We start from the raw sequence: 22521 nt of genomic DNA, 5'->3' as shown, positions 1-22521 counted from the left end.
CCCAGCGAGGCAGCGGTCACCACAACGGTTCGCCTGCCTTGGTCTGCACGACGCTCCGCTTCGGCAGTACTTCTTCCACCAGCTCTGGGTCTGCGGTGGTCAGCACGATCTGCAGCTTGTTCTCTCGGGCAACAACGGTCAGTTCCCGAAGGAGGGTGTGCGCGTCGAGATCCTGGACCTCCTCCGCCTTGGGACTATCGATCAGCAGCAGTCCTGGGTGGGTGGACACGCCCTGCTCGGCCCCGACACGCAGCAGTGCGATGACGACGGCGATCCGCAAACGCAGCCGTTCCCCAGCGCTCTGCTTGCTGAACCAGTCCTCAGCCATGCCGTCCTTGACGATTTTCAAGCGTCCGGCGCGGTCGATCTCTACGCGCTCCAGCGAGACGATGCCGAACTGGCGCCCCAGCCCGGCGATCTCGCGGTTCAGGGCGTCGAAGAGCGCGTCACCGCTGGATCGGCTGTCGTCCTCCAGGATCTTGGCCCCGACTCGGAGCACCCGAACCTCTCGACTTTCCGTAGCGGAGGAAGGTACCGGTTCTGCTTCCGGCATGACGCTCAGCGCGCCCTCCCAGCGCAGTACCTCCTCGCGCGCTTCAACCACGGCAGGCAACAGGGTCGCAGACTCGGCCGCCTGTAACTGTTCGGTTGCAGCGTCCAGTTGCGTGGTGAGGTCGTGCAAGCCCGCCTCCACGGCCTCCAATGCGTCCTTGGCGGCCTTCTCCGCCTCGCTGCTGGCCTCCAGCCGCTCCGCGGCCTCGGCGATGATGTCCTCCGGAGTGTCCTCCTCGCCGGTCTCCACAGGGCGATCGCACACTGCGCAGGCGTGAGTGTGGCGCTCCCGCAGTCGCCGCTCCTCCTCGATGTCCTGGTCGCACCGCGGGCAGGCGGTGGGGTTGAGGCCGTGGAAGAGCCGCCGGGCTACCGCGCTCTCGGACACATCGTTGAACAGCTTTTCGTCACGCTGCCGTTCTCCACGGGCCTGTCGGCATGTGGCCATCAACTCCTGCCACTGGCCTTGCTCGTCAGCGACAGCTGTGGCCAACCGCTGGCAGCGTCCGGCTAGTTCCGACAGTGAAGCCCCTGGCTGTGCGGCGGCCGTGACCGTCTTCAACCGCTCCTGCGCGGCTTCCAGCTTCGCCTGGACCTGCGTACGCTGCTCGGCCACCGCTCTGGTAAAGGCCTCGGCGGCGGCGCGCTGCTGCTTCTCCTGAGTAGTGCGCAGGTCCTTGGCAGTCTTGACCCGGGCCAGGGCTGCGGTGGCGGGCAGGTCCAGGAACACCTGCAGGAGCCGGCCCGGCAATCCGGCGATCGACTGATCCCCGAGCAGCACTTTGTCCCCGCCCGCCGGCAGGTAGATCGCCCCGTAGTATGCAGGCCACCCGTGGGTCTGGGTGGACGTGCCCTTGACGCTGTTGACCAGCGGCTGCAGATCGAGGCGGTCCATCATCAGTGCCTGGACCTGCTCGGTGAAGCTGGAGGCGTGCGAGGCGCGCAACAGCGCCGTGATGCCCTGCTCAGGCAGCGGGACACGCGTACTCGACAGCGTGTCCAGCTCAGGGCCCGCCAGCACGACGGCCGAGGCGATGTCACCGGACTCGACGTCCAGGCGGAACCCCATCGGCTGACCAGCGACCACCGCGTCCAGATCCACCTGCTCCAGCCACATCCGCACGCCGCTTTGCAGCTCCCGCGGCGTCCCGCGCAGGCACCACGTCACCAACTCCAATACGCTGGTCTTGCCCCGCAGGTTGGACGCCACCAACGCGGTCACACCCTCATCGAACCGGATCGTGCTGTCGAACCGACCCGGTGCGACAGCACCGGTGCGCACCCCTGCCACCCGTAACCGGCTCAGCCGCAGTGACCGCCGGCGCGCCGGCGTGCTCACCAGCGGCAGCCCATAGGCGGCGAACACGTCCTGGACATCTTTCACCGAGGTCGCTGCCAACGCCGCGATCCGCGCCTCAATCGACTCCTGCTCGGCCATCACACCGCCCCCGCCGCGGCAGCGGCACGGAACTCGGCCAGCCGCGCCCGGGCCTTGGCACTGACCGAGCCGATCCGCGTCCGACGCTCGGTCTGTGCGTACTCGCGCTGCAGGTACTGCCTCGCCTTCAACCCGCTTCCCCCCAACCCATCCGCCAGGTCCAGCACCAGCCGGACCCGATCCACGTAGTACACGAACTCCGGAGCCTGTCCGACGACGTCCCGCGCCACCACACGTCCCTGATCCAGCAGGAAGTAGTCATGCTGGCGGATCCGGTTCACCGTGCCGCGGCGCCGAACCACCACCAGCCCTGCGCTGCGCAGTACCGCCAGCGCGTCGTCCAAGGGCTCGTAGGCGCCGAAGTGATGACGCAGCATCGGGTATCGGCGAACCTCCGGCTCCTCGGACTCCAAGATCTGTGCCGCATGGTCGAGCAATACCGTCTCGCCGCTGGCCTCGTAGTCGTTGAGCAGTTCATCCGCGAGGTAGTCCGGGTTCCGCAGCCAGAAGTCCAGCTTTTGCAGCCGCAGCTGCGCGCGAAGCACGCCCACCGCGGTTGCCAGGCGCGGATCCTCCAGGTCCGCGCTGCTCACCGGCTCGCACGCGCCGTCCAAGAGCAGCAGTGCCCGCACCGCGTCCTGCTCCCGGCTGGTTATCCGAGCTTCGTCCCCCTGGCCGGCCGTCACATCCTGATCCACCACGTCAGCCTATCGACGTGATCAGTTCGCGTACATCGTCCGGCAGGCGGTGTATCAGGGCACCGCATTACGACTCGGGTACTGACGCTCTGACCGCCCCACCGCTGCGGCTTGCCCGCGCCGCACAGGAAGACCGGCGCACGGGAGGATCGACCTGCGCGCCGGTCCTCCCGTGCGCCGGTGGAAAAGCCACCGAACTCCCTCCCTGGCCTTCCGGCCCACGCAAAGCTGGTTGTCCCTCCCGCACGCGCTCCTCAGCGTGTACCCGCCCTCTCACGAGACGCCGCCACACCATGGGCCGTTCTACGAGCGACAGGGGTTCACCGTCCTGGAGCCGGGAGAGAGTATTGATGTCGGCTATGTCCTGACCGGTCGGCCAATCGGTTTGGGAGCCGGGCCGGGGGAGCAGCTCTTCCTGCGCTGGAGAAGGAACTGATCCCACGAGACCCGGCGGCGCCTGGGTCGGCGTGCCCACCCGATCGGACTGAGGCTTTCGCGTAGGCCCCGGCCCGGCCGCATACCGCTCGCCGGCCAACAGCCGCGCCCGAACGCGACCCGAGCTCGCGGTGGGCGTGCCCGGGTAGAGGGGAGGCCGACCTTGCGGTGCCAAGGCGAGCAAGAAGCAGCCGTACGGTCACCTTCGCTGGTTGAGTTTGGTGGCCACCCGGGGCAGCCCCAGGCCGCGTACTGCTCCAGCAGTTCATCGTCCAGCCCGGCCGCGCCGCTCGCCGGCCTTGTTCATCCGCGCCAGCAGCCGCAAATCGCAACGCGCGCTCTTGTTGTCGCAGCCGAGGTGCAGCCTGCGACCGCCTGCGAGTTCTCTGCAGGGGCGTGTCCCACCGAACCACGCTGCGGGACACGATCGTTGCACGCATCTGGCACTCCAGGCAGAGGACACGCCTTCCGGCACCTCCATGTGCAGTCAGAGTGGGCACCACGTCATGTGAGGAGGCTGCGAAGGGAACTCCTGCTCACCCGATCATCTGCCACACAGTGCCCGTGAGCACCTCACGCAACTTTCCTGGCACAATGCCTCCTATGGATTCGGGGGCTATCGCAGGACTGCTAGGGGCAGTAATTGGCGCGGTCGGAGCACTTCTTGCCGCTCGGATCACGGGGCGACTCGGCTCGCGGGGCCAACATGCCCAAGTGCGGCATCAAGCCCGCCGGGAAGCGTACGTTGCCTTCCTGAACAGTGTCACGGAGTTCGAGGGCGCATTCATACCCGTCAAGCTTGCTGCAACCGCTGGAGACGACAGCAGATTGGCTGCGTCCCTGGACGCACTGGTGTCCAAGTATGAGTCAGTTCGTCGTGCTGAAACGGCCATCAGCCTCGAAGGCCCCGAGGAGTTGGTGGGAGCCGCTGCTGCTACCGTAGTCGCTGTTCGTGGAGTTGTCTCTGCGCTGTCGGAGAACGCTCGGGCAGCATCGACCAGTGTTTCCGTTCAACACGTGGTGACCGCACGCAACAGCTTTGAACACCGCGCCAAACTGGTCCTGGACTCAGCCGAGCACATTCCTAACCTCCGGTACCCGGTGCGACTGCGCCCTTGAACCACGAGTGTGAGGTTCGATGATGTTGCCATCGTGATGTTCGGCCTCGCGTGTCACTGAAGGAGAGACGCGCATTGGCTGATCAACGGTTGTTCGGCTAGTCGATCACGGTGTCAGGAGGGGACGCTCCGTGCACCGGTGGAGCGGCACACTGTTGAACGCACACAACCCGGGTACATCACCCGGCGCGGATGGGCGGGGGATCCCTGCGCACAGCGACTCGGCCAAGAGGCCGTCACGGCATCTCGACGGCGCTGGCCGACCATGACGCCGTGCACCCAGCCGGGCAAAACCGACACGCGTTACTGCAGTGGGTGCCCATCGCATATGGAGCCATTTGGTTGAACAGCGCTACGTCGCAGGAGTGTCGGGACCAGTGTCGGACCGCATGTAGCCAGGGTTTCTGAGATGCCCATGCCCCACAGACACATCCACTGGTGCGCCGCGCTCCTCATCCTCGTCGCCGTGGCCGCGGCAGCGCCAGCCCCTCAGGCGACCTGTGTACCACAGCCGAGCACTACGTGAAGAACGGGAACCTGGCCGAGGCAGTTGCCCTCTACGCGCCCGACGCGGGTGAGACTCCGCTCACTTGCTCGGCTCGTGGATTGAAAGATGTCAGTGACCAACGGAAGAAAGCCCGAGACGTCGCGGCCGAAGGCCAGAAGAAGCTTCGGGAAGGTGAACAAGGCGAAGCTAGAACCAAGTTCAACGAAGCTCTAAATTTGGATGTTAAAAACGCCCAGGCAAGCGCTGGACTGGCGGAGATCGATGCTCAAGAGAGGCGCCCAGCGGAGCGAAGATGGAACCACTTCTACAGTGACTGGATTTCTCCGGCGCTGGAACTCATTGTGCCATTCCTGGTTGCTTTTGTTGTTTTGCTTGCCCTGAGCGGCTTGCTTGCCCGAGGGCTTGTCAACGTCAACTCAGTGGCCTGGCCAAGAGGACTACGCAAGCCTCTGGGGATCGTTGCTTCGGTCCTGCTGGGTGGCGCTGCTGCAATGCTTCCGGTGTACACCATGTTCCCGTTTGAACCAGAAGTGCTTGTGCCCTGTCCCGCCTTCATCACATTGCTTGTGCTGCTGCTCACCGCGCTGTTCTCTGCCGTGGGGGCAGACCTGTGGTCTCGCAAAAAAATTGGAGGCACACCTGCCGATGGTGGGCGACTGGTGGCGACTTTTGGTGCCTATGGGATTCCTTGGGATTGCTGCTTTGCTCATCGCCGCGCTGCTGCCTGATGGTTCGGAGCGGACGCGGTATTGGCTCCTCACCGCATACGTGCTTCTTGCGGCCTATGCGGTGTTGCTGACAGCAGCAGTGCACGGCCAGAACTTGCGCCTTCAGGTCGTGGTCCAGACTGCGGAGGGGAAGACCGACGCAGCAGTAACCGACTACCTTCTCGCCCGCATTCAGACGCTTGGGGCGGAGTCGCCACCTCGCCTGCGCATGCATTCCTCTACTAGCTCAAGCCCTCTCAGTACTGTCCAGAGCGAGGATCTCAGCGCGCTGCCCGCAGGAAGGGTAATTGGCGCACTCTCTGCTCTCTTTTTCGTGCTTCGCCCAGACCTCACCTGGCGTGCCCGAGTCAGCATCGTCGACGCCAACCGCGTCGCTGTAGCTCTCTCCCGTAACGGCAACCACGCGGCAAGCGTCATCTTCAGCCGCCTCGACATGGCCTGCCGCCTGTCGCCGAGGCCACCTCGGAGGAAGGCGCCGCAAATGGAGACCGTCTCCGAGCGCAACTACTCACCGGCGCCGCGGCCTTCATCCTTGTGCACCTGAGTGAAGTCCACGAATGGCTCCAAAGAGGGCTGTACTACACCCGCAGTTGGAAGAGTGTCACCCTTCACGTCATCGCCACGAGTGCGGCACTCATCGACGACGCAGAGCAGCGCACTTCCCTGCTCGCCCGAGCGGTCAACGAGGACCCGCAATACCCCCTGGCCCGCCTTGAGTACCTGTGGGCCCTACAGGGGGCAACAGAGATGGGTGGGCCGGCGTACCGACAGTTCGCATACGCCCTGGACAACGAACTTGACCAACTGCGCCTGCCGGACAGGTCACCTCTCCTCATGCGGGCGCTGTACCGGAGTGCTGCCCAGCGGATTAACCTTCACGCCGCCGACGAGTTCCCTGTTGAGAACCTTGAAGATGCAGTCAAGGCCGTGAATAAGTTTGACGAGCAGTGCAAAAAGAACTACACGGGGATCGCGCAGTGGGATCGATTCGCCGAGCAGGTAACACCGATCGCCAACGTTCTGCTACGCCAGATCGAGGCGCTACAGCTGCCGATTGGACCCCTGCGTCCGCCCGCCGAGAGCACAGTGGTGCCCCGGCTCGCCTATGAGAACGCATGTCTGGACTCCTTCCTCGAACGGCGAGGAGCAGCCACACCAGAAGATGCCATCCAGCAGCTGCGCTTCGCCCTGCCCAACGAGCGCGACAAAGAGGAAGCAAGACAGGATCCGTGCCTGAGTTCGCTGAATAGGAAGGACGAATTCAGAGCGCTCGTGAAGCCTAGCTCCCCCCGTGGCAGGGCACGCAGACATGCCGTGCGGTACCGCAACAACTGACCTCGTGCTGCCACCTCGTTCCTACCGTTCAAGCTTGAGGTCCTGCGCTGCCCCTTCACCGTCAGCGGTCAAGGGATCGACCGTCAGGGTGCCGTCATCGCGCAGCTGGGCGTGGCGGGCGAGTAGGGCGAGATCCTGCTCCAGGCAAAGGCCGGCGTGGTCCGCGATGGGGGCGCCGCACCGCGCTGTCCGCCAGAACCCCATCCACTGCGCGTCACCAGCATCTGATAGCAGGTGTGTTCACCCGGCGGAGATGAAACGGCACGGTGTCACTCATTGCGGGGATCGGCAGGGCCACCGCCTCAAGCGCTGCCTTTAGCCTCGTACCAGGCGCATCTCACTCGGGTCGCCTGGCCGAACTACCTTGTCTGTCACCGCCGTTCACTGCTGGAGGCTGTACGTGATCACCGTGCCGTTATCCGCCCGCCCGCTCCAGGGGTGCTGGCACCGGTGACGACGTTGGACGACGCCTGGCAGGTGGGCTTGGGGCGGCATCGGGACGAGTTGCGGCCTGCAGCAGTCCGCCAGCTGCTCAGGCTGCGGGAGTCGGGGAAGCTGACGACCGCGCACGTGAGGTTGGTCGCCGATTCGGTGGACGTGAGCTTACGCACGGCGTGGCGCTGGCTGGCGCAGGCCGAGGAGACCGGCTCGCCGGAGAAGCCTGAGCGCCGGCGGTTTCGGATCACCGAAGAGATCATCGATGTTCTCGCCGACCACCAGGGCAACGTCAAACGCGTCCACGAGCACCTGGTGCGCGCCGCCAAGGAGGCGGGCCGGAAGCCGGTGGGTCTGACCACGCTGCACGATGCCATCGCCCGTGACCTCGATCCGGGTTTCATGGCAGGGCTGCGGGAGGGCATTCCGGCCGCCCGCGGCTTCGACCCCGCCTTCCAGCGGCCTCCGGTGGCCCGTAATCAGGTGTGGGAGGGCGATCACAAGCAGGCTCCCACTGTCGTGATGATGCCCGACAAGAAGCCGTTGAAGGTGTGGGTGACCTGGTTCGAGGACCGCGGCACCGGCTATGTGATGGGCTGGGCGGTCACCGCCGGCTCCGCGCACCGGGGATCGGTTCTGGCGGCCGTGCGGGCGTCGGTGTTGCGGCAGGAACCTTACGGGCCGGCCGGGGGACTGCCGGAGCTGGTGCGGGTCGATGGCGGCGCCGACTTCCTGTCGAAGACGGTGCGGCGGGCGTTCGGGCTGCTGGGGGTGCCGGTGCACCGGGTGCGTAGTGCCCGTCACAAAGGCGGTATCGAGCGGTTGAACCGCACCAGTATGACCCGTTTCTTCGCCGACCTGCCCCGCTACACCAAAGCACCCCTGCTCGATCACCGCCGACGCCTCGGCGACGAGGACCCGCCGCTGACCTTCGAGGCATTCGTGGAGCGCCTGGGGGAGTGGGTGCACGAGCACAACACCAAGCACATGGTGAAGCGCACCGGGGTGACGCCGCTTGAGGCGTGGCTGGCCGACCCCACCGAGATCCGCTCCGAGCCCACCCCGGCCGAGCTGCGTGCGTTCATGCTGGAGAGCGACCACAGGCCCCGGAAGATCACCAGTCACGGGGTGGAGTTCGCGGGCCGCTGCTACATGCCCGAGAACGGCGTCGGCCGAATCGGAGTTGAGGTGCGGGTGCGGTGGATGCCGCACCACAGCCACGAGATCGACCTGTACACCTTCCGCGGCGACCGCTACCTGGGCCGGGCGTTCCTCAGCGACGAGGCTACCGAGGAACTGCGCGCCAAGGTCCTTGCCGACCGCCAGGAGCACAGCGCTGATCTGCGCCGGGCACTGCAGCGCTCCGGTGAGCGCAGACGCGACCGTTATCTGCCGGCTACCGAACCCCAATTGCCCGTCCAAGCAACCCGCATGACCAGGGACGAGGCACTCGCCGAGCTCGCGGGCACCAGCCAACGAGCGCCTGCTGCTCCCCGCCGGCGCGAAGAGCCGTACCAGCCCCTGACCCCCATCCCGGTCGGCTGGGCACGCCCCGGCCAGGCCGCAGCACCCTCGAATCCGCCCTCGGAGGACGCATGACCACCACCACCGCGCCGCAGCGCCAACCCGATCCTGCGGCGCCACGCCGTCCCGACCTGCGCCCGCAGTTCTTCCTCGGTCTTGAGGACTCCTCGCTGGTCGCCACCGACACGCTGCTGCAGATCAAGGACACCGTCGTCGACACTGTCGAGTCCAGGGCGATGTCGGTGATCTATGGGGATGCCGGGCTCGGCAAGAGCTTCGGCACACGGGCCACGATCCAGGAGATGAACCCGGATCTGATCCTCCCGCTGGACTTCGCCCGCTCCCGCCCGGGGCCGAAGGACCTGCGCGAGGAGCTGTTCCACCAGATGAACCTCTCCTGCAAGATGCCGGGTACGCCGACTGCGTTCGACAAGCTGCTGCGCGAGACGCTGCCCCGGCGCCCGTATGTGATCGTGTGCGACGAGGCCCAGCAGTACCGGCGGGAGAACTTCGAGTTCCTGCGCAAGCTGTGGGACACCTGCGACCCGAAGCCCGCCATCGTGTTCGTCGGTGGCCGGGAGGCGTACGAGACGCTGCAGAGCGATCCGGCGCTGGCCTCGCGGATCTACATCCGCCTGGAGATCCTGGCGATGACCGAGGACGAGATCCTCAAGACCGTGCCCGACTCCCATCCGGTGTGGAAGGGCGCGGACGAGGCGCTGCTGAAGCGGGTCGACACCCAGTACGCGCTCGGCTCCTTCCGGGAATGGGTGAAGGTCACCAAGCACGTGCTGAAGGGCATGGAGCACTTCAATGCCGAAAAGGTCGACGACCGCATCGTGGACTGGGCCCTGAAGCGGTGCTGACCACCCCGCCTCCGCCGTCGGCCCTCTGGGGCCCAGCCGAGCCGTTCGCCGTCATGGAAAACACTGCCCCACCCGGCCTGCACTTCCTCGACACCCCAGGTGTGCGCACCCTGTTCACCCCGGGCATGCTCGCCGTGGGCGATGCGCTCGCCGACGCACACGCCCAGGGGCGGTTTGTATGCGTGCTGGGCGATGCCGGGGTAGGCAAGACCTTCGCCGTCCACACTGCCGCCCGCCGCCTCGGTGACCTGTTGTCGCTGGACTTCCGGGCTCAGCCCACTCCGGCAGACCTGCGCGCCGCCCTTCACCGTGCACTTGGCCTTGGCGGCGAGGCGCCTGCCGACCCCGGGGCCGCCGACACGCTGATCCGCCACGCCCTGGCCCAGGGGCCGCGGATCGTCGTGGTCGAGGACGCCCACCGACTGTCGGCGTCGTCCTTCGAGTACCTGCGCTTTCTGCACGACGACCTCCCCCAAGGGCTGTGCGTGGTGCTCATCGCCGCGACGCGCGGCGAACGATCCTTGCGCGCCCAGCGGATGCTCGCCACCCGTACCGCTGGCTGGCCTTACATCTGGCCGCTCACCCGCGACCAGGTCCCGAAGGCAGTTCCCGCGTTGCATCCGCTGTGGCAGAGCGTCGAGCCCGGCAACCTGCAGGCGTTGGATGCTCGCCTCGCCGATGGCTGTCTGCGCCGTTGGGTCGTGCTGACCCTTCACACCCAGCGGGCTCTGGCCGCCACCGGAGCGAAGAAGCCCGATTGGGGCATGCTGCAGGCTGTGGCCGACCGCGTCGACGGCGGGCGGCGCCCATGACCGCCCCCATGACTGCCCCCACGCTCCCTCCTGTTTCCGCCCCGCAGGCCACCACGCCGCCGACGACGGCACCGGCGGCGTGGCCGGTGAGGCTGCTGCTGGACAGCGACGACGACCACGCGGTGCACAAGGCCGCCTACCAGTGGGCCGATCCCGCCCGCGGCCGGGTCACCACCGACCCCACCCCGCACACCACCAGCCCGGCCTACCTCGCGCTGGATGTGCTGCGCGCCATGGTCCGCAACGGGTTCTCCCGCCCCGAAGCCGAGCGGATGTCCACCGACCCCGCCTGGCGGGCGGTGGCCTGCTGGACACTGGCCTGCGACCTTCGCGAAGCCATCGTGCTGCGCGCCCACCGCCTGACAGTTGAACGCCTGCGCCGCCTGGTCTCCTGGCGTGACGCCACGGGCATCCGCCTCACCCTCCTCGCTCACGTCCCGGAACAGGCCGACGAGCAGCGTCTGCGGATGCGTCTGCAAGACGCTGGGCTGGCCGACGTGATGACCTTACGGGGCACGCCCGCCGTCCTCGACGCGATCGGCCCGGCCGCCAGCGGCCGCCGCTACGGCCCGCCCCCACATGATCATGCTCATCCGCTGCCCACGGTGCCCCGCAGCTCGGTGGCAGCCTTCCGCGCGGACTGTTGGCGCCGCCAGAACGAGACCGACTTCGCACACACCGACGGCCAGTACCGCGCCGGCTACGCCGCCGCCCGCACCTGGCTGGCCCGCACGCTGGCGCCCCAGCCGCCCCCGGCTCAGGTCACCGAGCCCGCCGACGGGCGCCCGGCCGAGCCCACGGTCTTCAACCCCCGGGAGATCGAGGCTTTGCGACTCTTCCTGGCCCGCTTGACCGTCCTCAGCCCCAGCCCCCAGCACACCGTGGCCCGCGTGCGCGGCGCCCAAGCCGGCTTCCTCAGCCGCTCGGTGCTGCTCAATGTGCCCGACGACCTCACCAGCTGCGCAGGGCCCGGCATCACCACCGTGCCCATCACCCCGCGCATCGCGCACACCATCACCCTCCGCTTGCCCAACCCGCTGCGCGCCGCCGCGGTGGCCGCCCTGCTGTTCACCGGCACCGCAAAGTCGCTGCTGTCGATGACCCAGATAGCAAGCGTCGACGACCGCAGCACCACCGTGGCCATCGACCGCGACTCACGGATCAACATCGGAGAACCGCCCGGACCCCGACACATGTACGCCGTCCCGCCCCGCGCCCGCCCCTTGCTGCGCGCCGCCGTCGAATTCCGCCGCCGCACCCCGCGCACCGCCGCGGCCCACGGACTGTTCGCGAACTGCTTCGGCACCGCCGACCGCTTCAAGACCCTCATCGCCGACGCTGGGCTCCCGATCCCCGCCTTAGTCCACCCCCACCCTTCAGACGACTGGCACACCGCCGCCCGCGGCTGGCACCTGCACACCCCCGAACCGCCCGCCCCTCATGCCCTGCCGCGCCTTGCCGGAGTACGCCCGTGACCAACCAGCCCCCGCCGCCCGCCTTCGACCTGATGTTCCTGCGCGAGCGCGCCATGGACTGTCGACTCACCGATGAGGAACTGACCGCGCTGACCGGCATCCCCACCGCCGACTGGCACACCCGCCTCACCCCGCAGACCCTCCCCGCTGCGGCCCTGTTCCCCCTGGCCCGCGCCCTGAACACCTCCCCGGAATCCCTGCTGCGCGTCCCCGAGAAGGACACCCACCGTCCCGGCCCGGGCATGACCACCCACGCCACCGTGCTGCACGCCGCCCTACTGGAAGCCGGCCGCATCCACCCCGACGACCTGGCCTGCGCTCTGGAATGGCCCCCACACCGTCTGAAGAGGGCCGCCACCACCCTGGCCGCACACCTTGACCAGCCCACCAGCCCCCACCGGCTCGTCCACACCGACACCACCATCCACCTGACCACCGCCCCCGGCCTGCTTACCCCCAGGCAGCGGCAGAACCTGCACAGCGCCGGACACACCGCCGCCTCCCTCGCCCCCGACGAGGCCGCAGCCGTTACCCGCCTGCTGCACCGCACCGCCAGCGGCCTTCCCCCTGACGTGTCACCCCAGCAGATCCCCCGCCTGGCAAACCGTCGCCTACTCGCACCCTCCGTTAAGCAGCCATCCGTCCACCCCGACGTGTTGTTCGCCCTCGGCCTGGCCCCCCACCCCCTCACGGACCTCCCGGAACCCGCCGGACACCAAGCACCGGCCCCCTGCCCCGACACGCCCGGCCCGGGACCACCCCAGCATGTCCACCACCCCGGCGAGACCCGCGCAGATTCCCCCACCGACGGGCCCGCGCCCTGGCCCACCGCTGCGACACCGCAACCGTCAGGACCGCGATGACGCCGCGCACGGCCGCCGCGCCCGAGACCGTTACCGGCGCGTGGAGCCCCAGATGGGCACCCGGCCACACCAGCTTGGACCTGCCCCCGCTCACTGTGGTGCACGACCGGTACGACGACCACGCCTACATGGCCGCCGCGCTGGCCGCCCACAACCCCGCGCTGGGCCGCATCACCGTCCACCCAACCCCTGTGGCGAGCGCTCCTGCAGCCCTGGCCCACGACATCCTGCGCAGCCTTGGCAAACACCTCCCCCTGGCCGGGAGCGAGGACGCCTACTGGACGGCAAACACCGACACCGCCTGGCGCGCCGTCGCCGCCTGGAGCCTCGCGCTGCACATCGGCCACGTCATCGTCACCCGGACCCATCGCATCAGCTCACGGCACTTCGAGTACCTCTTCGCCCTGCGGGAGCTCACCAAAATTCGCCTGACCCTGCTGTGCCACGGCCCCCTCCCACCCGCCCTCGCCACCGCACTTGCCGCGCTTCCGCACGAAGAGGCGCACACCCTGGCCGCTGCCCGCCGCGCCCTCACCGTGCCCGCTCCACCGCCACCCACCGGCCGGTTCGCGTGGTGGGAGGCGGACGGACAGTTCCCGACCCGCGAGAGCGAGCCGTGCTTCCTGCTGCCGGCGCGCCGCACACCCGGCCGCGGCGAAATCGAGGCAGCGGCCCGCCACCTGGGCCGCGTAGTGCTCCCGCTGCCCGCCGCCGGCCGCTTCCCGCCCGAGCCCGATGAGCACACCGCCTTGCTCGCGCACCGGCTTCATGCGCGCATCGCCCACCCCGTCCACGCCGCAGCGCTGGCGGTGCGCATCTTCACCGGCCACCCGGCCGCGCAGATGCAGCAGATACCCGCTGCGAGGACGACCCCGGCCTGGACACACCGTGGCCGGGAGGTGCGGACACCGCCCTGGGCAGGGGACTTGATCGAGGCAGCTCGCCGCTTCGGGCAACTGGAACGGTCGGCGCACAGCGACCGCCCGCTGCGGCTGAGTCCTTGGGACCAGGCGGCCGTGACCGATGCAGCCCATGCCTGCGGCCTGCACGAGCACCATCCGCCCGACCAGAGGCGCCGCCCTGCCGCGACCACCCCCAGCTCCAGAAGGCCATCGGCCGCGCGCCGCACCACGGGCAGCACACCAGCACCCAGCCGGGCAGCATGAGGCACGGCTGCACCAACCATCCGCCCATCCGCATACACAGGGAGTAGACGATGGCCGAGCCAGGCCCCCAACTGTTCGAAGCTATCCGCCGCGATCACCGAGCGGGCGACAGGCTGCCCCGGTCCCTGGCCACCCGGCGTGGACCGCCAGACGGTCATGCGGGCGATCTCGACCGTGCTGCCCCTGCCCCTTGACCTCCCGACCGACGAGGAGGAACTGGGCGAGGCCCACCAGTTCCTGGATGCACTGCTGGACGAAGACCAGGCCAAGGCACCCGCCGAGCGCCGCTCGGCCTTCGAACTGTATGAGGAGCTGTGCCTTCGCACCAACGGACTTCCGGTCTCCTACCGATGGGTGTGGGAGTACATCACCGAGCGCCGCTCTCCGCACGCTGCCGGCAGCTCACCGGAACCATATGAGCGGACCTGGGCGGGCAACGTCCCCTCCGACATGCCGGAGTTCGTCACCGACCTGATCACCTGCGCGGTGCGTCACCTGGCCGAGCTGAAGATCGAGGGCACTGTGCCAGCCGCGAGTGGTGTCGAGCTCGGCGTGGCCTCCCTCAGTACCGCCAGGGCCCGGATCAACCAGGCCCTGTACGAGCTCGCACTGGTCGGACGCCGAAGCGGCCTGTCCTACGCCCAGATGAGCGCCTGGACCAGCATCCCCGAAGACGACCTGGCCCAACAGGTCGAGGACTACCATCGCCTCATGACTACCTGAACTGCTGCACCACCTTCGTGTCACTGGCTGCGACGGCCCGGCCGCGGCCTGCCGGGGCCCGGGGTTCGCGGTGCCCGTACTTCCGGCGGGTGGTGAGTTACGGTCCGGCGGGGCGGTCGAAGGACGACCCCGCCGGACCGTCGTAGGCGCGGATGACCAGGTGGCGGCCCGGGTGGGCGTCTTCCACACGCCGGCAGTGCGCCACCACCGCTCCCAGCGCACCGCCGCGGCCCGTACCGAATCCCAGCAGCGCTCCGCTGTCGGCGTCGTGGATCCGGTAGTGAATGTCCTTGTTCACGCTCTTGGCGTCTGCCAGTGGTTCACCGTTCCAGATATCGGTCACGGCCGGCTCCATTCGTCGAGGCGGGGTTCGTGGTGGTCGTCAAAGGCTGCAGCGGTCGACTGACGCGGCCTCTGCCTGCCGGTTAGCGCTGGTGGGCGAGGAAGACGCGAGCCCGTTCGTCGAGTTCGGCGGCGCACCGCACGCCGCGGGCCCGGTAGGGGCGGAGGTCTGAGCGCAGGGTGCGGACGGCCTTGAGGGTGCGGGCGGAGCGTACGCCCTCCATGGTGTCGATCGCCTGATCCCAGGTGGTGCATGCCTGCTCGATGCTGCCCTGCTTGGCCTGCGCCGCAGGACTACACCCGCTGGCTCATGGACCTGCGCGCCAACATTCACCTCGGCCAGCCCCGCGCCGGCGACGACGCCCCGCTACTGGAGGCCGCCCGTGCGGCGGGCGCGGACAGCGTCATCGACAAGACCCCGTACGGGCTCGACACCCTGGTGGCCAGCTCCAATTGGGGTGGCACCGACCTGTCCGGCGGCCAGTGGCAGAGGATCGCAGTCGCCCGAGCTTTCTATCGCGACGCCGCGATGCTCATGCTCGACGAACCCACGTCCGCGATGGATCCACGGGCCGAGCACCTGGTGATCCGTCGCTTCAAGCAGCTCTCCGTCGGAAAGGCCGCCATCTTCGTGACCCACAACCTGGAGAACGCCCGCATCGCGGACCGCATCATCGTCCTCGATGGCGGCCGCATTGCCGAGTCGGGAACTTTTGAGTCACTTCTGGATGCCAGCGGACTGTTCGCTGAGCTGTACAAGCTGGCCCAAGATCGGTGATAACCCCTGGTTAACTTGTAGGTTCCGCGACTCGATGCGCAATGGCGACGCTCGATGCGCAGTGAATGCGCAAATCCGGTTTTCAATGCGCACTGACTCCGGACTGTAGTTGCTGCCCGGGGCGCCCCGACTGCTACGGGCGCCCCGCTGGGGGCACGTCGCCCCGACCGGTACGCAGCAGGCCCGGATTCCGGTGTTTCCGCAGGAACGAGTGCGCACGAGATTGCGGCCCCTACACCTCTGTAACATCCGGCGCTTCGCGAGCCCGCCCAGTGGCCATGAGCACTGCCTGGGCAAATTCCGGGAGACCATGGGGAGTGGTGACAGCCGGGTGCTGGCAAAGCAGGGGCAAGGGGGCTATCGGCCCGTGGCAACCGGCGGGGCCACTATCTCGTCCGACTGCGGCTCCTCGACCTTGAGGCCGTAGGCGCGCATGAAGGAGTCAAAGTACTCTCTGGCCGGCGTGTTCGGAGGATCCGGCCATTCCTCCTCTCCGGGACCCTCAATGGGACCGAATAGGGCGATAGACCGTGCCGCGGGTTCCGCGTCGTGCCGCGGGTAGTACATGACGCCCTGGAAGTCTGCCTTCTCCCACCCCCGCGCCCATGCCTGCGGGGTGCCATACGGAGTGAGGACGGACAGCTCCCTCCCCAATGCTCCGAGGATCGGGCAGGCACGGCTAGTCAGGTCGGCAACCCGGTATGAGCGCCTGGTGGTGACCTTCGAGACAGACAGGCCATCCAGTGCGCCTGGGGCAATGTATGGACCGCAGAGGATGGCGTAGCCGAGGTACTCCGCCAGGGCGGTCAGCGGGTCAGTCGCGGTGTAGCACGTGCCTCGCACCGGTCCGATCGTATCGAAGCGAGATCCTGCCTTTCGGCTTTGGTTGAGGGAGGCAAAGTGCCAGCACCTCCGCTTCGATATGTGAACACGGTATAGCGGGTGGCCCGCTACCACGGTGTCCGCCGGAAACCGTCGCAGGTCTGCGTCCGGCGGAGGCGGGGGCAGAGCCTGTTCCCGAACTGGGAGTTCGTGTGCGGCCTCGCTCACCGCGACCACCTCGCCGCGTAGCTGTGGGCATCTTCGAGCACCGGGTCGAGCGGCTGCTTGCTGTACAGCCATTCGACGGGCGTGGCGCCGCCCAACTGCGGGTTGGGAGCGGTTGCCCACTGCACGACCAGCCACGGACTCGCCTGTACATCTTGAAGGACGGCCAATGCCCTAGCTACCCGGCTGTGCAGGCGCCGGCCGGTGAATTGCCAGACCGGAAAGAGGCGACCTCCGTCGGTCATGCTCACCATCAGCAGTTCATGCTTCTCACCCCGTTCCTGGGCTTCAGCCTGTGAGATGCGGAGCAAGGCGGCAGCACCAGCAAGGTCGTAGAACGGGCCCCACCCTTCATGTACCGCCTTTCGAAGCGGCAACTGCCGCACACTCCCGCGAAAGCCCGGCCTCGCCTTCGCCGGCATCGCCTTGGCCTTCGCCGCAGGAGACAACCGTAGGAAAGCCCGCAAACCCTGGCTTGAGCCAACCCTCTTCGGCGAGGGCTCATGCGTACCTGCATCAGCGGACTTGCCGCGCAGTCGGTACTGCTTCGGGGCCTTACCCTTCGCAGGCATCTCCGCGATCTTGCCGGCCTTCCGGCTCTTACCCGACCCAGCCTTCGGGGTCTTGTCAGAGGTCATCGGTAGCCTCGTCCCGCTCGCCCCCGACTTCCAGTCTCCGGCAGCGCCGCCGATTGTGCAGAGCTGAATCGCATTGCCCCCGCCCACCACACCCAGTGCGAAATGCTTATTACCCAAAGTGACCGGTGCAGCGGCTCGTCAGACCTGGATTGCTCACTCCCAACCGACAGCCGGATTGCTCGTCAGGCCCGGATTCGGGAGTTCTGCAGGATCCAGTGCGCGTCAGGTCAGGGATCCTACATAACTTGTAGGTTCCACGACTCGATGCGCAATGTCGGATGAGAATGTGCACTCGATGCTGTGGGCTGGATCGAGTGTCCAGTCCCGGCTGTTTAGCTTTGCGGAAGGTGCATCCATCACGCAGGGCGCGCATGGCTGAACTGCCCAGGCGCTACCACTCCTCTTGGACACCACCCCGCCGACGACGCCGAGCCTTCGACCGTGCCTCTCGAACGGTGGCCTCCCGGACTCGGATAGGACACAGCGCATCGAGCACCATCATGCGCAACGGCTCCCGCAAGGCCCGGCGAGGCGGCAGGAGGCTGCCCTTGGCATGCCGCGTCACGGTGCGGCGGCTGACACCGAGGCATGCGGCGAGAGCGGCGGTGTTGCCCTGGTAGCGCGTGATCAGGAACGTCATCTGCTGTTGAGGGGTGCGAGGCATCAACCGACTGCAGGTCTCCTGTTCGAGGTGCGAGAGGTGGTTGTGCAGCTCGCAGGTGGGGGCAGCTTCTTGGGCATTGGTTCGGTTCATGAGAGCAACCGTGCCCCGGTCCGCTTGTGGATGCGCGCTGCGTGGTGAGGGTGGCTGCATGTCCAGTTGACATGAGGAGGGCCATGACCGAGGCAGGAACCGTTACCGTCGTGGCCAGGGTGTCTTCGGGAGTGTGCTTGACCACCGTGGTGGTGGCCCGGTGCCATGGTTCGTACGTCCTTTGAAGGCTGAGCATGGGGACCTCAGGTAGCGCGTGGCCGCAGAGAGCTGATCTAGGTGAGGCAGCGCTGCGTTTGCGGTGTCCCGCGCAGGATGCGGCTGGTTTCTGTTAGCCAAGGTGGAAGTCGACTTCATCGAAGGAGAAGTCATCGCTTCCGAAGCCTCGGTAGCGTGCGCCACCGTTGAAATAGTCCGCCAGCGCTTCGCCGATGGTTTGACGGACCGCGTCGTCCGTGCTGGCGCGAGCCAGAGCAGCAGCCTGTTCGCACGTCAGTCGGAGATAGATGTCCCGGCAGCGGACGGCATCGGATCCCCGGATTGCGAAGGAACGGGCCCGGCTTACACATACGGCGACTCTTGAGATGGGGCCTTCCCTTTCGAATTGCCGGGCACGGCGTTCCCTTCCGTGAGGCGTTGTCTGGGCCTCGATGACCTCACGGAGCAGCCGGTCAGCGTGCGCAGCAGGACGATGAGTCCCGCTGATCCAGCGCGATACGGTTCCCGGGGTGACGCCATAGGCTGCTGCCATCGCAGGGGTGCTGCCGGCGTAGGTGCGATCCCGCACCTGCCGTGCCTGGACGGAGGTACTGGCAGGAGCCTTGCGGGAGGGGAAGATGCCTTGCCGGGCACGGGCCAGCAATCTCGGCAGCGGGGCGGGTGCGGCGGTCAGGGCAGGTGCTCCTTTGGACACGAAGACAGTCTGGTCGGCACATGCCATTGACCAGTAGGCCTTTCCGGCACGGCCACCGATCTGACGGCTGATGGCACGCTAAGGGTGGAGCAATGGCTGTTGACAGAGGTGGCGAATCCTCAACTCCCCAGCTTGGGAGACGTTTTGACCCTTCGATCCTGCCGCAGATGCGCTGGAGGAGTGAGGCACGAGGCTGACCGTTCACCCTGCCGGGTGAACGGTCAGCCTCGTGCCCGCTGCCGCCGTCGCGGCGTGCCCTGGTGGCACTGGCGCACATGCACGAAACCAACGCTGAAAGGCTCGTCCGCGGTCACGGTTAATTCTGCGCCGCACGGCACGGGGCCAACATGTCGGCGTACGGTCCGACCACTCACGCCCGCACCACGGGAATCGTCACCCGGTCGGAGAACCATGTCCGGCGATCATGCTCTTGTACCGCGTGGCCAGCGCGGGTCCCAGGGCCCAGGTGATGTCGTCGGATCCCGGGTCGTACGACCACCAGTCCGCTACCCGGGCGGCAACCAGGCGGTCGAGGGTGGCGGTCAGGGCGCCAGGTGCTGCTGCGCACACTCGCTCGAGCCGGTCCGCCTCGATGACGCCGTGCAGGCGGCCGGGGGAGAGGTGGGTGGCCAGCGCGAGTCCGGTGAGCTGGTCTGAGGCCGACAGGCTGCGAAGTGCCGGGCAGGACGTCAGGCGCAGTGCTCTGTCGGCGGCTTGGGCGCGGTCCCGGCGCCCAGGGGCCTGGGGTAGGACGCCAGCGTCGAGCAGTTGCGCCGCGACCCCGCACCGTCTTGCCCAGGGTGAGCTTCTGGACACGCGCGTGAGCCAGCCGGACTGCTCCAGCTCTTGCCATGGAGATGCACGCTGGTCCATGCGCATGCCCCGCAGAAGCCCTGCCGGCACCCGAAGTCGGCCGGAGGCAGTTGCCCGCAGCGCGCACTGCAGAGCCAGCAGCCGCGCAGTGGCGCCGACCTCGGTGGGAAGGGCAACTGCGAGGTAGCTGAGCATTTCTCGGACCCGGACCTCCACCTGCGGACCCTGGACCTGCCGCTTTCTTCGTGGCCGGCCCGGCGGAGGGGAGAGCTCGGCGGGTGCCGCGCAGGTGGTCTCGGGGACGATGGCACTGTGCGCGGTGGCCCGTGCGCAGGCAGTACAGGCATCGGCCAGCCGCCACAGGCGCCCGCCGCTTTCCCGGGTCAGGACCAGTGTGATCGGGCCCGAGCAGCCGCGATGCCGCAGATGCCATGGGCAGCCGCGCTCCTGGCACTGGCAGGTACGCAGGTGCACCGGGAGGGCATCCCGGCGGGCGTGGCTGGCCAGATGTGCCACCACAGCGGGCCGCGTCGCTGCTGTCTGCGGGTGCAGCGGCCTGGTGGCCGGAGAACAGTGCGGGCAGACCATGACAGGGCCACCGGGCTGTGGTCGCAGCTCGACGGTCCAGATGCGCCGCACGGGTCGTCCGGTCGCGCACAGCCGCATGAACGCACGCCTTTCTGTCTCATCCGCGTAGGCCGTCCTGGCCGAGACGCCTGCTGGGGGAGGGGCGGGCGGAACGGTAGTGCAGACCTCTGCCCTCCCTTGCGTGGTCGCCACCTGTGGAAATAGGGCAGAGGTCTGCACTGACAGTGCAGGGTTCTGCACCGTCGGATGGTGGGGTGACGATCTTCCCGCCCGACCCGAACCTCACCGCCCTGCGCCTGGAGCTGGGACGGCTGCGGGGCGAGCGCGGATGGTCCTATGACGAACTCGCCCGCCGCAGTGGCCTGGCCAGACGCACCCTCATCGAGATCGAGCAGGGTCGCACCATCGGCTCCCTCAAGACCTGGCACGCCCTCGCCCACGCCCTCGGCGTCCCCGTGGACCACCTCCTCGGCACCCTCTGCAAGGGGCACGCGCCCCCGGACGGCGTCGCCGAATAACCCCCACGGCCCGGCTCCAGCAGATCACCCGATCCGGCAACCTGTCGCGAACGTACGTACCTAGAATCGAATGCGCTTACGTGACGATTGGGTCGTACGCGGGACTCCAGCGGCACTGGCGCCGTGTTTCCGGCGTGCCGCCTGTCACCTTCACGGACATGTGCTCCACCACTGCCTCATCCGGCCGCCGATGGGACGGCAGCCTTGTCCGTCTGCATCACCGCTCGCGCGCCCTGCGCGTCGCCACAGACAGCCCCAGCCGGCTTCTGTGCTCCGCCCAATCCAGCCGTTGCCGCGACTGCGGCAACCGCATCAACTGGCACACACGCACCAACCAGAACCCCATCAGCTTCCACCCGCACGAGGTGCCCGCGGCCTCCGTCCCGGCCCCGCACCGCTGGCACGTCAGCTCTGGCATCGCCCACCCCGCACACGACGGCACACCCTGGTGCCGCATCCCCCACACCGCCCTCTGCCCCGCCCACCCCGCCAGCGGCCCCCTCCCCCCGCAGCTCGCCGAACTGCGCCGCCGCCTGGCACTGCGTACCCGGCGCCTGCTCGATGCCGGCGCCTTCACCCCACCAGCCACCCAACCGACACCGCCACCCCATGGCCCATGCCGACCGGCACGCTCGGTGGTCCAACTTCTCTGCTGCCGATACCTCGCGCAGCACCCCCTCGACGACATCCGATGCGTCGTACAGACCCGCCAACGCAACCGCTGCAGCCACCCTGTCCTCGCCTCAGGCGCACCGACAGGCATCTGGACGCTGGTGTCCACCACACCACTGCATGGACAACTCGCCCTACCTGCCTCCGAGATGGCCGTCTACAGCCTCAACCACCTGCCCTACACGGAGCAACTGCGTTGGCGAGCTCAGCGATGCCCCCTCCACGCAGCGGCCTCACAGGCCGCAGACCTGGCGGTGGCCGAGTGGGAGCCCTTCGACCCTCTCCTGCACGCGGCGTACATCTGTACCCGCCTGCCCCACACATCGGCCCGCACACCTGGGCACCGGTGACGATGGGGGCCACCACGTCCTGGAAATCACACTGACCCGACCCCTGAAGGCCACCGAACTCCGCCACGCCGCCCGGTTCTGGCCACTTGCGGCCAACAGCGACGCCACCCGCCTGATGGCCCTCGTCGCCGCCAAACCCCCGACCGAGCCGTGCACCGCCTGCTCCACCGCCTCCCCACCAGATTCCCCATCGACGTCATCACCACCCACTACCCCGACGCGAGCGGCCAGGTCCTGCTCAACCTGGCCTTGACACCCGCCACCCACAGCGCCCTCAAAACCGGTGCACGTCGCGCGGGCCAGCCCCCGAAAGCTTCCTGCACCTGGCCCTCCACCGCGCCCTGGCCGAACACGCCGACCAGGAAGCCGACCGCCTCGACCGCGTTATGCGGAACCTGTTCGCTCACACCACTCCCGCGCACCTGCTGTCCGCCCTCGGGCATGCCCTCACCCGTCTCCCTGAAGGACCCACAC

At 67.9% G+C, this 22521-nt stretch carries 22 protein-coding genes; 13 read left to right on the top strand and 9 right to left on the bottom strand.

Annotated elements, in window-relative coordinates:
* Positions 1 to 16 precede the first annotated feature (16 nt).
* Together AC5677_RS00155 and AC5677_RS00150 are read right to left on the bottom strand one after the other, a co-directional pair.
* Positions 17 to 1990, bottom strand: coding sequence for a hypothetical protein (locus AC5677_RS00155; RefSeq protein WP_497192894.1), 1974 nt, complete (start codon positions 1988 to 1990; stop codon positions 17 to 19).
* Complete coding sequence (locus AC5677_RS00150) at positions 1990 to 2688, bottom strand: hypothetical protein (protein ID WP_497192895.1); 699 nt, start codon at positions 2686 to 2688, stop codon at positions 1990 to 1992. The genes AC5677_RS00155 and AC5677_RS00150 overlap by 1 nt, the downstream gene beginning before the upstream one ends.
* A 2075-nt stretch (positions 2689 to 4763) precedes the next feature.
* Between AC5677_RS00150 and AC5677_RS00145 the strand changes: the two genes are divergently transcribed.
* The 10 genes from AC5677_RS00145 (at position 4764) to AC5677_RS00100 (ending at position 14676) form a co-directional block, all read left to right on the top strand.
* Complete coding sequence (locus tag AC5677_RS00145; protein WP_497192923.1) at positions 4764 to 5477, top strand: hypothetical protein; 714 nt, start codon at positions 4764 to 4766, stop codon at positions 5475 to 5477.
* Positions 5452 to 6021, top strand: a complete 570-nt coding sequence (locus AC5677_RS00140) for a hypothetical protein (RefSeq protein ID WP_497192922.1) — start codon at positions 5452 to 5454, stop codon at positions 6019 to 6021. Before AC5677_RS00145 ends, AC5677_RS00140 begins: the two co-directional genes overlap by 26 nt.
* Entirely contained in the window at positions 6012 to 6812 is an 801-nt protein-coding gene (locus AC5677_RS00135; RefSeq protein ID WP_497192921.1) for a hypothetical protein, read from the top strand. Before AC5677_RS00140 ends, AC5677_RS00135 begins: the two co-directional genes overlap by 10 nt.
* Before the next feature lie 450 nt (positions 6813 to 7262).
* Positions 7263 to 8846 (top strand): Mu transposase C-terminal domain-containing protein, encoded by a 1584-nt coding sequence (locus tag AC5677_RS00130; protein WP_497192920.1) that lies wholly within the window; start codon positions 7263 to 7265, stop codon positions 8844 to 8846.
* Complete coding sequence (locus AC5677_RS00125; protein WP_497192919.1) at positions 8843 to 9637, top strand: AAA family ATPase; 795 nt, start codon at positions 8843 to 8845, stop codon at positions 9635 to 9637. The genes AC5677_RS00130 and AC5677_RS00125 overlap by 4 nt, the downstream gene beginning before the upstream one ends.
* Positions 9638 to 9690: 53 nt before the next feature.
* Complete coding sequence (locus AC5677_RS00120) at positions 9691 to 10449, top strand: AAA family ATPase (RefSeq protein ID WP_497192918.1); 759 nt, start codon at positions 9691 to 9693, stop codon at positions 10447 to 10449.
* Positions 10450 to 10457: 8 nt separating this feature from the next.
* Positions 10458 to 11924 (top strand): hypothetical protein, encoded by a 1467-nt coding sequence (locus AC5677_RS00115; RefSeq protein WP_497192917.1) that lies wholly within the window; start codon positions 10458 to 10460, stop codon positions 11922 to 11924.
* Positions 11921 to 12787 carry a hypothetical protein gene (locus AC5677_RS00110; protein WP_497192916.1) on the top strand — a complete coding sequence of 289 codons (867 nt, stop codon included), beginning with the start codon at positions 11921 to 11923 and terminating at the stop codon, positions 12785 to 12787. Before AC5677_RS00115 ends, AC5677_RS00110 begins: the two co-directional genes overlap by 4 nt.
* A complete protein-coding gene (locus AC5677_RS00105; protein ID WP_497192915.1) occupies positions 12784 to 13953 on the top strand; it encodes a hypothetical protein in 1170 nt (389 codons plus the stop codon). Before AC5677_RS00110 ends, AC5677_RS00105 begins: the two co-directional genes overlap by 4 nt.
* Before the next feature lie 138 nt (positions 13954 to 14091).
* Positions 14092 to 14676: a hypothetical protein gene (locus AC5677_RS00100; protein ID WP_497192914.1), complete on the top strand. Its 585-nt coding sequence runs from the start codon at positions 14092 to 14094 to the stop codon at positions 14674 to 14676.
* Positions 14677 to 14773: 97 nt separating this feature from the next.
* Here AC5677_RS00100 and AC5677_RS00095 read toward each other — a convergent pair whose 3' ends face one another.
* Both AC5677_RS00095 and AC5677_RS00090 read right to left on the bottom strand, forming a co-directional pair.
* Positions 14774 to 15019 (bottom strand): hypothetical protein, encoded by a 246-nt coding sequence (locus AC5677_RS00095; protein ID WP_497192913.1) that lies wholly within the window; start codon positions 15017 to 15019, stop codon positions 14774 to 14776.
* An 82-nt stretch (positions 15020 to 15101) separates the two neighbouring features.
* Complete coding sequence (locus tag AC5677_RS00090; protein WP_497192912.1) at positions 15102 to 15242, bottom strand: hypothetical protein; 141 nt, start codon at positions 15240 to 15242, stop codon at positions 15102 to 15104.
* Positions 15243 to 15328: 86 nt separating this feature from the next.
* On the opposite strand from AC5677_RS00090, the gene AC5677_RS00085 reads away from it, so the two are divergent.
* Positions 15329 to 15796, top strand: a complete 468-nt coding sequence (locus tag AC5677_RS00085; protein WP_497192911.1) for an ATP-binding cassette domain-containing protein — start codon at positions 15329 to 15331, stop codon at positions 15794 to 15796.
* Between the two features lie 357 nt (positions 15797 to 16153).
* Here the strand turns inward: AC5677_RS00085 and AC5677_RS00080 are convergent, their stop codons facing one another.
* The 4 genes from AC5677_RS00080 to AC5677_RS00065 form a co-directional block, all read right to left on the bottom strand.
* Positions 16154 to 16918: an RES family NAD+ phosphorylase gene (locus AC5677_RS00080; protein ID WP_497192910.1), complete on the bottom strand. Its 765-nt coding sequence runs from the start codon at positions 16916 to 16918 to the stop codon at positions 16154 to 16156.
* Complete coding sequence (locus AC5677_RS00075; RefSeq protein WP_497192909.1) at positions 16843 to 17481, bottom strand: hypothetical protein; 639 nt, start codon at positions 17479 to 17481, stop codon at positions 16843 to 16845. Before AC5677_RS00075 ends, AC5677_RS00080 begins: the two co-directional genes overlap by 76 nt.
* Positions 17482 to 17872: 391 nt before the next feature.
* Positions 17873 to 18235 (bottom strand): hypothetical protein, encoded by a 363-nt coding sequence (locus AC5677_RS00070; RefSeq protein WP_497192908.1) that lies wholly within the window; start codon positions 18233 to 18235, stop codon positions 17873 to 17875.
* A 1264-nt stretch (positions 18236 to 19499) separates the two neighbouring features.
* Positions 19500 to 20393 (bottom strand): hypothetical protein, encoded by an 894-nt coding sequence (locus AC5677_RS00065; protein ID WP_497192907.1) that lies wholly within the window; start codon positions 20391 to 20393, stop codon positions 19500 to 19502.
* A gap of 368 nt (positions 20394 to 20761) precedes the next feature.
* Between AC5677_RS00065 and AC5677_RS00060 the strand changes: the two genes are divergently transcribed.
* Both AC5677_RS00060 and AC5677_RS00055 read left to right on the top strand, forming a co-directional pair.
* Positions 20762 to 21025, top strand: a complete 264-nt coding sequence (locus tag AC5677_RS00060) for a helix-turn-helix transcriptional regulator (RefSeq protein ID WP_360958732.1) — start codon at positions 20762 to 20764, stop codon at positions 21023 to 21025.
* A 158-nt stretch (positions 21026 to 21183) separates the two neighbouring features.
* Positions 21184 to 22047 (top strand): DUF6083 domain-containing protein, encoded by an 864-nt coding sequence (locus tag AC5677_RS00055; RefSeq protein ID WP_497192906.1) that lies wholly within the window; start codon positions 21184 to 21186, stop codon positions 22045 to 22047.
* Between the two features lie 209 nt (positions 22048 to 22256).
* Here the strand turns inward: AC5677_RS00055 and AC5677_RS00050 are convergent, their stop codons facing one another.
* The gene (locus AC5677_RS00050; protein ID WP_497192905.1) at positions 22257 to 22490 is read right to left on the bottom strand and encodes a hypothetical protein; all 234 of its coding nucleotides are present in this window, start codon (positions 22488 to 22490) and stop codon (positions 22257 to 22259) included.
* Positions 22491 to 22521: the final 31 nt, after the last annotated feature.

Source organism: Streptomyces sp. JLSY215, assembly GCF_059682825.1.
The sequence above is the reverse complement of the archived record's forward strand: the minus strand, read 5'-3'. Positions and strand labels throughout refer to the sequence as shown.

What these genes read in the sequence shown, in the direction of transcription:
- AC5677_RS00155 (WP_497192894.1), bottom strand. Translation starts at nt 1,990, where the DNA reads ATGGCCGAGCAGGAGTCGATTGAGGCGCGGATCGCGGCGTTGGCAGCG.
- AC5677_RS00125 (WP_497192919.1), top strand. Translation starts at nt 8,843, where the DNA reads ATGACCACCACCACCGCGCCGCAGCGCCAACCCGATCCTGCGGCGCCA.
- AC5677_RS00120 (WP_497192918.1), top strand. Translation starts at nt 9,691, where the DNA reads ATGGAAAACACTGCCCCACCCGGCCTGCACTTCCTCGACACCCCAGGT.
- AC5677_RS00115 (WP_497192917.1), top strand. Translation starts at nt 10,458, where the DNA reads ATGACTGCCCCCACGCTCCCTCCTGTTTCCGCCCCGCAGGCCACCACG.
- AC5677_RS00105 (WP_497192915.1), top strand. Translation starts at nt 12,784, where the DNA reads ATGACGCCGCGCACGGCCGCCGCGCCCGAGACCGTTACCGGCGCGTGG.
- AC5677_RS00090 (WP_497192912.1), bottom strand. Translation starts at nt 15,242, where the DNA reads ATGGAGGGCGTACGCTCCGCCCGCACCCTCAAGGCCGTCCGCACCCTG.
- AC5677_RS00085 (WP_497192911.1), top strand. Translation starts at nt 15,329, where the DNA reads ATGGACCTGCGCGCCAACATTCACCTCGGCCAGCCCCGCGCCGGCGAC.
- AC5677_RS00080 (WP_497192910.1), bottom strand. Translation starts at nt 16,918, where the DNA reads ATGGCTGTACAGCAAGCAGCCGCTCGACCCGGTGCTCGAAGATGCCCA.
- AC5677_RS00075 (WP_497192909.1), bottom strand. Translation starts at nt 17,481, where the DNA reads ATGACCTCTGACAAGACCCCGAAGGCTGGGTCGGGTAAGAGCCGGAAG.
- AC5677_RS00070 (WP_497192908.1), bottom strand. Translation starts at nt 18,235, where the DNA reads ATGAACCGAACCAATGCCCAAGAAGCTGCCCCCACCTGCGAGCTGCAC.
- AC5677_RS00055 (WP_497192906.1), top strand. Translation starts at nt 21,184, where the DNA reads ATGTGCTCCACCACTGCCTCATCCGGCCGCCGATGGGACGGCAGCCTT.
- AC5677_RS00050 (WP_497192905.1), bottom strand. Translation starts at nt 22,490, where the DNA reads ATGCCCGAGGGCGGACAGCAGGTGCGCGGGAGTGGTGTGAGCGAACAG.